This is a genomic window from Streptomyces viridiviolaceus (assembly GCF_014650995.1).
Lineage (GTDB): Bacteria > Actinomycetota > Actinomycetes > Streptomycetales > Streptomycetaceae > Streptomyces > Streptomyces viridiviolaceus.
Genome location: NZ_BMWA01000011.1, coordinates 308326 through 315011, shown reverse-complemented (window position 1 = coordinate 315011; position 6686 = coordinate 308326). Strand labels below are relative to the sequence as shown.

Genomic DNA, 6686 nt, shown 5'->3' with positions numbered 1-6686 from the left:
TACACCGAACTGCCGTCCTCCAACCCGGCGGTGCTGGCCTTCCTGCGCGAGTACGAGGACGACCTGGTGCTGTGCGTCCACAACTTCTCCCGGTTCGCGCAGCCCACCGAACTCGACCTGAGCGCCTTCGCGGGACGCCATCCGGTCGAGCTGTTCGGCGGCGTCCGCTTCCCTGCCGTGGGGGAACTGCCGTACCTGCTGACCCTCGGAGGCCACGGCTTCTACTGGTTCCGGCTCCGCAAGGACGCCGCCTAGAACCCGGGGCGGGGCGGTTTCTCCCGCCCCGCCCGGGGCACGCATCAGTAACACCCCGACGACCCGGGGAAAGGACGCGACGTCATGTCGGAAGCCGTCACCCGCACCGTCACCGGCCCGCCCGGCCTCCTTGCGTCACTGGATCCGCTGCTGCGGGAATGGCTGCCGCGGCAACGCTGGTTCGCGGGCAAGGGGCGTCCGGTCACGGGGTTCTCGCTGGTCGCCGCCACCGAGCTGCTGCCGCCCGACGCCCGCGTCGGTCTGTACCACGTGCTGGTGCGCGCCCATCAGCCGCTCGTACCGGCCCCGGGCTCCCCCGAGCAGCCGGGCGACTGCTACCAGCTCCTCATAGGCGTGCGCGAGGCGCTGCCGCCCCGGCTCGCGCCCGCGCTGATCGGCCACGTGACCCAGGGCCCGCTGGCCGGACGGACGGCCTACGACGCCCTGTACGACACCCGGCCCGCCGAGGTCCTCCTGGAAGCGCTGCGCACCCGGGCCCGCATCGGCGGGCTGCGTTTCGAGCGGAGCCGGGACCAGGAGATCCGCACCGGTCTGGTGCCACGTCTGATGACCGCCGAGCAGTCCAACTCCTCGGTCGTGTATGGAGATACGTTCATTCTCAAACTCCTGCGCCGGATCGTGCCCGGGATCAACCCCGATCTGGAGCTGCCGCTCGCCCTGGCCCGCGAGGGCTGCCCCCGGGTGCCCGCGCCGACGGCGTGGATGACGGCGGACCTGGCCGGCCGGTCCTGGGTGCTCGGTGTGCTCCAGCCGTACGTACAGGGCGCGACCGACGGCTGGGAGCTGGCCCTGCGCGAGCTGGCCAAGGGCCAGGACTTCGCCGCCGAGGCCCGTGCGCTCGGGCGGGCCACCGCCGAGGTGCACACCGCGCTGGCCCGTGCGCTGCCCACGGTCACCCTGGGCCACGGCCAGGTGCGGCAGCTGGTCGGCGGCATGACCGAGCGGCTGGCGGAGGCGGTGCGGGCGGTGCCCGCGCTGCGGCCGTACGCGCGAGGGCTGCGCTCGGCGTTCACGGCGCTGGACGACCTGGCCGCCGAGGGCGGCACCTGGACCGCCCAGCGCGTCCACGGCGACCTGCATCTCGGGCAGTGCCTGCGCTCGCCGTCGGGTCACTGGTCGCTGATCGACTTCGAGGGCGAGCCGGCCAAACCGCTGGCCGAGCGGCGGCTGCCGCAGCCGGTGGTGCGGGACGTCGCGGGGATGCTGCGCTCCTTCGACTACGCCGCCCACTCGGCCGGCTCCCCCGTCCCGGGCTGGGCCACGAGTTGCCGGGCCGCCTACTGCACCGGGTACGCGGAGGCCGGCGGGTACGACCCGCGCACCGATCCCGTGCTGCTGCGCGCCTACGAGACGGACAAGGCGGTCTACGAGGTGGTGTACGAGGCCCGGCACCGCCCCGAATGGCTCCCGGTGCCGCTGTCCGCGGTGCGCCGTCTGGCCACCGCCGACGAAGCGGCCTGACGTCACTCCTTCATCCCACCTTCGCCGAGGAGGCTCCGCGCGTGACCCCCCGCCCCCCGTCCAGCGGTCCGGATCCGAAGAAGACGGCCGAGGAGCAGAGCGCCGCGAAGAAGGCGGCGACGTCCGAGAAGAAGGCGGTGGCCAAGAGGACGACCGCGAAGAAGGCGGTGCCGAAGCAGGCGGTCGCGAAGAAGGCCGCACCCGAGCAGGCAGCCGCGAAGAAGGCCGTCCCGCAACAGGCAGCCGCGAAGAAGGCGACCACGAAGAAGGCGGTGCCGAAGCAGGCGACCGCGAAGAGGGCCGCGGCGGGCAAAGCCGCGACGCCCGCGAGGGCCGCCGTGAGGAAGGCCCCGGCGAAGAAGCCGCCGGCCGCCGGCTCGCCCGCGAAGACCGCCCCGGTCGAGGTCGCCGCCTCCCCCGCCCTCGACGCCGGTGACCGGGAGCGCCTGCTGAACGGCACGCACCACGATCCGCACTCCGTGCTCGGTGCGCACCCGGTTCCCGGCGGGGTCGCCGTGCGGGTCCTGCGGCCGTACGCACGGGCGGTGACCGTCGTCTCCGGGGAGCTGCGGGCCGTGCTGCACGACGACGGGGACGGCTTCTTCTCCGGGCTGCTGCCGCTGGGCGAGGTCCCGGCCTACCGGCTCCTCGTGGCGTACGAGGAGACGGTGCAGGAGAGCGAGGACCCCTACCGCTTCCTGCCCACGCTCGGCGATCTGGATCTGCACCTGATCGGCGAGGGCCGGCACGAGCAGCTGTGGCGGGCTCTCGGCGCGGAGCCGATGACGCACCAGGGCGTGTCCGGCACCCGCTTCACGGTGTGGGCGCCCAACGCGCGCGGCGTGCGCGTGGCCGGCGGTTTCAACTTCTGGGACGGCACCGGCCATCCGATGCGGTCGCTCGGCGCCACCGGCGTGTGGGAGCTGTTCCTGCCCGGCATCGGCGCGGGCGAGCTGTACAAGTTCGAGATCACCCGGCCCGACGGGTCCCGGACCCTGCGTGCCGACCCGCTCGCCCGCCGCACCGAGGAGCCGCCCAGCACGTCGTCGATCGTGCACGCCTCGCACTACGAGTGGGGCGACGACGAGTGGCTGGCCCGCCGCGCGGACACGCCCGCGCACGAGGCACCCCTGTCGGTGTACGAGGTCCACCTGCCCTCCTGGCGGCCGGGACTGACGTACCGCGAGCTGGCCGAGGAACTTCCGCGGTACGTCGAGGACCTGGGGTTCACGCACGTGGAGCTGATGCCGGTCGCCGAGCACCCCTTCGGCGGCTCCTGGGGCTACCAGGTCACCGGCTTCTACGCGCCGACGGCCCGGCTGGGCACGCCCGACGACTTCAAGTACCTGGTGGACAGGCTGCACCAGGCCGGCATCGGCGTGCTGATGGACTGGGTGCCGGCGCACTTCCCGCGCGACGACTGGGCGCTGGCCGAGTTCGACGGCCGTCCGCTGTACGAGCACGCGGACCCGCTCAGGGCCGCCCACCCCGACTGGGGGACGCTGGAGTTCGACTTCGGGCGGCGGGAGGTGCGCAACTTCCTGGTGGCGAACGCCGTGTACTGGTGCGAGGAGTTCCACATCGACGGGCTGCGCGTGGACGCGGTCGCCTCCATGCTCTACCTGGACTACTCGCGCGAGCCGGGCCAGTGGACGCCGAACGAGCACGGCGGGCGGGAGAACCTGGACGCGGTGGCGTTCCTGCAGGAGATGAACGCGACCGTGTACCGGCGGGTGCCGGGGGTCGTCACGGTCGCGGAGGAGTCGACGGCCTGGGACGGCGTCACGCGCGCCACCCACCACCAGGGGCCGAGCGGCTTCGGGGGGCTGGGCTTCGGGCTGAAGTGGAACATGGGCTGGATGCACGACTCGCTGCAGTACATGAGCCACGAGCCGGTGCACCGCAAGTACCACCACCACGAGATGACCTTCTCGATGGTGTACGCGTACAGCGAGAACTACGTCCTGCCGATCTCCCACGACGAGGTGGTGCACGGCAAGCGGTCGCTGGTGTCGAAGATGCCCGGCGACTGGTGGCAGCAGCGCGCCGACCAGCGGGCGTACCTCGGGTACATGTGGGCCCATCCGGGCAAGCAGCTGCTGTTCATGGGGCAGGAGTTCGCCCAGGGAGCCGAGTGGTCCGAGGCGCGCGGCCCCGACTGGTGGCTGCTCGACCCGGAGTACGGGGCCGCGGCGGACCACCGGGGCGTCAGGGACCTGGTCCGCGACCTGAACACCGTCTACCGTGCCACCCCGGCGCTGTGGCAGTGCGACACCCATCCCTCGGGCTTCGAGTGGGTGGTCGGGGACGCCGCCGACGACAACGTCTTCGCGTTCCTGCGGTTCGGCGCGGACGGCACCCCCCTGCTGGCGGTGTCCAACTTCTCCCCGGTCGTCCGCCCCGACTACCGCCTCGGCGTCCCCGACGACGTCCCCGCCTGGCACGAGGTGCTCAACACGGACGCCGCGCGGTACGGCGGGGGCGATGTGCGCAACCCCGACCCGGTCAAGCCGGAGCCGCAGGGGTGGCACGGCCGCCCGGCGAGCATCCGGCTGACCCTGCCGCCCCTGGCGACGGTCTGGCTGCGTCCCGCGTAGGGACCGCGGGGGCTAGGCGTCGACCAGCCCCTTCGGCAGCGGCTCGGTGTGCAGCACGCCGAGCCGCTGGGTGGCCCGGGTCAGGGCCACGTACAGGTCGCTGGTGCCGTAGCGGCCGGGCTCGACGACCAGGACGGAGTCGAACTCCAGGCCCTTGGACTGGCGTGGGTCGAGGAGGACGACCGTGTGCGTCAGGTCGGGCTCGGCCCCGGCCGTCACCCCGTCCAGCCGGGCCGCCAGGCTCCGGTGCAGCTCGCGCGGGGCGATGACGGCGAGCCGGCCCTCGGCGGGGGTGAGCTCCGCGACCGCCTCGGCCACGGCGGCCGGGAGGTCGTCGGTGGCCCGGATCCAGGGCCGTACGCCCGTGGAGCGCACCGAGCTGGGCGGCTCGAAGGACGGGTCCTCGGCGCGGACCACGGCCGCAGCCACGTCCATGATCTCGGCCGGGGTGCGGTAGTTGACGCCGAGGCGGGTGTGCTCCCAGCGGTCCTCCACGTACGGGGAGAGGATCTTCGACCACGAACCGACGCCGGCCGCCTCCGCGGTCTGCGCCGGGTCGCCGACCAGGGTCATCGACCGGGTCGGGCAGCGGCGCATCAGCAGCCGCCAGGCCATCGGCGACAGCTCCTGTGCCTCGTCGACGATGATGTGCCCGAAGGCCCAGGTGCGGTCGGCCGCGGCCCGCTCGGCGGCGCTGCGGTGGTCCTCCTCCTCCTGGCGCTCGGCGAACCGCTCGGCGTCGATGATGTCGTGCGCGGACAGGACCTCGGAGTCCTCCTCGTCCTTGTCCTCGAACTCGTAGGTCCGGGAGGCGTACGACACGTCCAGCACGCCCTGCGCGTAGGCGATCTGCGCCTCCCGCTCGCGCTCGGCGCGGGACCGTGCGACCCGGTCGTCCTCGCCGAGCAGCTCGGCCGCCTCGTCCAGCAGGGGCACGTCGGCGACGGTCCAGCGCCGGGTCACCGGGCGGCGGACGGCGTCGGCGTCCTCGGGGGCGAGGAAGCCCTCGGGTGCGGCGAGGAAGCCGGCGACGAGACGCTCCGGTGTCAGCCGGGGCCACAGCTGGTCGATCGCCGACCACACCTCGGGGTTCTCGGCGAGTTCGTCGCGGATCTGGGTGATGTCGCTGGCGTCCAGGAGGTTGGAGCCGTCGTACGGGTCGGTGCCGATGCGTTCGGCGACCATGTCGGTGAGCGTGTTGAGGATGTGGCCCTCGAAGTGCTCGCGCGCCGCGTTGTGCGGCAGCCTGGCGGCACGGGTGCGCTCGCGGGCGACGTTCACCAGGTCGTCGTCCAGCATGAGGATCTCGCGGTCGTGCTCGATCGCGATCACCGGGTCGGGCAGCGCCTGCCGGTCGCGGACCACCTCGGCGAGCACGTCCGCCATGTCGGCGCGGCCCTTCACCGCCGCCGCCTCGGGCGTGTCCGCAGCCGTGGCCTTCACGCCGGGGAACAGCTCGCCGACGGTGGCGAGGAGTACCCCGGTCTCACCGAGGGAGGGCAGCACCTCGCCGATGTAGCCGAGGAAGGCGGGGTTGGGGCCGACGATGAGGACGGCGCGCTTGGCGAGCAGCTCGCGGTGCTCGTAGAGCAGGTAGGCCGCGCGGTGCAGGGCGACGGCCGTCTTGCCGGTGCCGGGGCCGCCCTCGACGACCAGCACGCCGCGGTGCGGGGCGCGGATGATGCGGTCCTGGTCGGCCTGGATGGTCTGGACGATGTCGCCCATGCGTCCGGTGCGCGCGGAGTTCAGCGCGGCGAGCAGGACGGCGTCGCCGGTCGGGTCCTCGTGGCCGGTGCGCGTCTCGTCGCCGAGGTCGAGGATCTCGTCGTGCAGTGCGGTGACCCGGCGGCCCTCGCTGGCGATGTGGCGGCGGCGCCGCAGGCCCATCGGCGTGTGTCCGGTGGCCAGGTAGAAGGGGCGGGCGACGTCGGCCCGCCAGTCGATCAGTATCGGGGTGCGTTCGGCGTCGTCGGCGCGCAGTCCGATACGGCCGATGTGGTGCCCCGCGCCGGAGGCGAGATCGATCCGGCCGAAGCAGAGCGAGCCGTCCACCGCGTTCAGCGCGGCGAGCAGCCCGGAGCGCTCGGCGACGAGGATGTCCCGCTCCAGCCTGGCCTGCATGGGGGTGTTGCCCTGCGCGAGCGCGTCCGTGACGGAGGTCTCGGCGTCGCCGCGCAGCGCGTCCACACGCGCGTACAGCCCGTCGATGAATTCCTGCTCGTGCCGCAATTCATCGTCCGGAAATTCGGTGTTTGACAATTCCGCTCCCGCCCGGATATACTGTACTCAGTGAACTTCTCCGCGACCTGATTTATTCGAAGTCGCGAATCACCGAATATACGCAAAGAAATC

The 6686-nt window shown here is 72.8% G+C and carries 4 protein-coding genes; 3 read left to right on the top strand and 1 reads right to left on the bottom strand.

Annotated features, from left to right (window positions below; translation table 11 throughout):
* The 3 genes from IE260_RS18620 to glgB form a co-directional block, all read left to right on the top strand.
* Positions 1 to 255, top strand: a 255-nt coding sequence (locus IE260_RS18620; protein WP_189873248.1) for an alpha-glucosidase C-terminal domain-containing protein, incomplete at its 5' end; no start/stop codon positions are given.
* 84 nt (positions 256 to 339) lie between these two features.
* Entirely contained in the window at positions 340 to 1737 is a 1398-nt protein-coding gene (locus IE260_RS18615) for a maltokinase N-terminal cap-like domain-containing protein (protein ID WP_189873246.1), read from the top strand.
* A 41-nt stretch (positions 1738 to 1778) separates the two neighbouring features.
* Positions 1779 to 4334, top strand: a complete 2556-nt coding sequence (glgB, locus tag IE260_RS18610) for a 1,4-alpha-glucan branching enzyme (RefSeq protein ID WP_189873244.1) — start codon at positions 1779 to 1781, stop codon at positions 4332 to 4334.
* Positions 4335 to 4346: 12 nt separating this feature from the next.
* Here glgB and IE260_RS18605 read toward each other — a convergent pair whose 3' ends face one another.
* On the bottom strand, positions 4347 to 6611 hold the full coding sequence (locus IE260_RS18605) for a HelD family protein (RefSeq protein WP_189873280.1): 2265 nt from the start codon (positions 6609 to 6611) through the stop codon (positions 4347 to 4349).
* Positions 6612 to 6686 lie beyond the last annotated feature (75 nt).

Bases quoted from the DNA above. Each gene is read 5' to 3' on its own strand.
- IE260_RS18615 (WP_189873246.1), top strand. From the start codon at position 340: ATGTCGGAAGCCGTCACCCGCACCGTCACCGGCCCGCCCGGCCTCCTT.